The sequence below is a fragment of the Kitasatospora putterlickiae genome, assembly GCF_039527695.1.
In the GTDB taxonomy this organism is placed as follows: Bacteria; Actinomycetota; Actinomycetes; order Streptomycetales; family Streptomycetaceae; genus Kitasatospora; species Kitasatospora putterlickiae.
On sequence record NZ_BAAAKJ010000044.1, the window covers coordinates 25,268 to 26,569 of the forward strand.

Annotated in this window: 1 protein-coding gene and 1 pseudogene; both read right to left on the reverse strand. The window is 78.7% G+C overall.

What is annotated here, in order from left to right:
- A partial coding sequence (locus ABD308_RS05380; protein ID WP_344327203.1) for a dipeptide epimerase occupies positions 1-1,048 on the reverse strand: 1,048 nt, incomplete at its 3' end.
- 28 nt (positions 1,049-1,076) lie between these two features.
- Positions 1,077-1,302 (reverse strand): annotated as a pseudogene (locus ABD308_RS05385) (pyridoxal-5'-phosphate-dependent protein subunit beta); the annotation flags it as partial.

A 1,302-nucleotide genomic window follows, 5' to 3' on the forward strand; every position in this document is an offset into this window, starting at 1 on the left:
GGGCGGCGGCGGGCGCCGGGAGCACGCCGAGGCCGGCCCGGTCCGGAGTGCGGACGGTGCCGTCGGCGCCGCCGATGCCCTGCCAGGGGTCGTGGGCGAGCAGCAGGTGGCCGTCGAGGTCGAGCCAGCGGGCCCGGTCGGCCAGGTGCACGGCGGGCGCGATGCCGAGCGAGCTGGCCGCCAGGCAGCCGAGCATCAGCTCGGTGCCGCTGCCGCGCAGGGCCCCGGCGATCCGCAGCACCTGGTGGACGCCGCCGCACTTGGCGAGTTTGAGGTTGACGCCGTGCACCCGTCCGGCGAGCCGGCAGGCGTCCTCGTACCCGACGGCGTCCTCGTCGGCGATCACCGGGACGGGCGAGCGTTCGGCGACGGCGGCGAGCGCGTCGGGGCGGCCCGGGGGGATGGGCTGTTCGACGGCCTCGACGCCGGTGGCGGCGAAGGCGGGCAGCAGTCGGAGGGCCTGCTCGGGGGTCCAGGCGCCGTTGGGGTCGAGCAGCAGCCGGGCCTCGGGGGCGGCCTCGCGGACGGCCTGGACCCGGGCCAGGTCGAGGCCGGGGTCGGCGGCTCCGGCCTTGACCTTGAGCACGGTGAACCCGGCGTCGGCGAGCCGGGCGGCCTGGACGGCGGCCCGGGCGGGCGGTTCGATGCCGATGGTGCGGGCGGTGGCGGCGGCGACCGGTTCGGTGCGGCCGAGCAGCCGGTGCACGGGCTCGCCGGCCCGTTTGCCGACCAGGTCGAGCAGGGCGGCCTCGACGGCGGCCAGCACCCCGGCCGGCAGCGCCGCGTACGGGGCCGTGCCGTCGCGGAGGTCGGCGAGCGCCTGTTCCGGGTCAGGGCCGTGCTCCAGCGCGGGGCGCAGCGCGTCGAGTCCGCGCCGGATCCGGTCGGTGGGAAGGTCCAGGTAGACGCTGCTGACCGCCTCGCCGTGGCCGGTCAATCCGCCGTGGCCGAGCGCGAGTTGGACGGCGTCCCGTTCGGTGGTCACCGAGCGGGAGATGCGCAGCGGCTCGGCCAGCCGGAGCCGGACGGTGCGGACGTCGAGCCTCATCGGTCCTCCTCGGTGCGGGCGGGGGCGGTCACGGGGTGGGTCCGGCGGTGCCCGCCGGGACGGCGGCGGGCACGGTCCGGTCGGTGCGGCAGCGGGCCCAGCCGGTGACCTCGGCGGCGGCGGGGTGCGGGATCTCGACCGGACGCGGGGCGGCCCGCGCGGCGTCCAGGCCGTGCCGGCGGCAGAACGCGTCGTCGTACACGGTGCCGAGGTAGCGGTGCGGGCCGTCGGGGAAGACGGTGGCGACGGCGGCG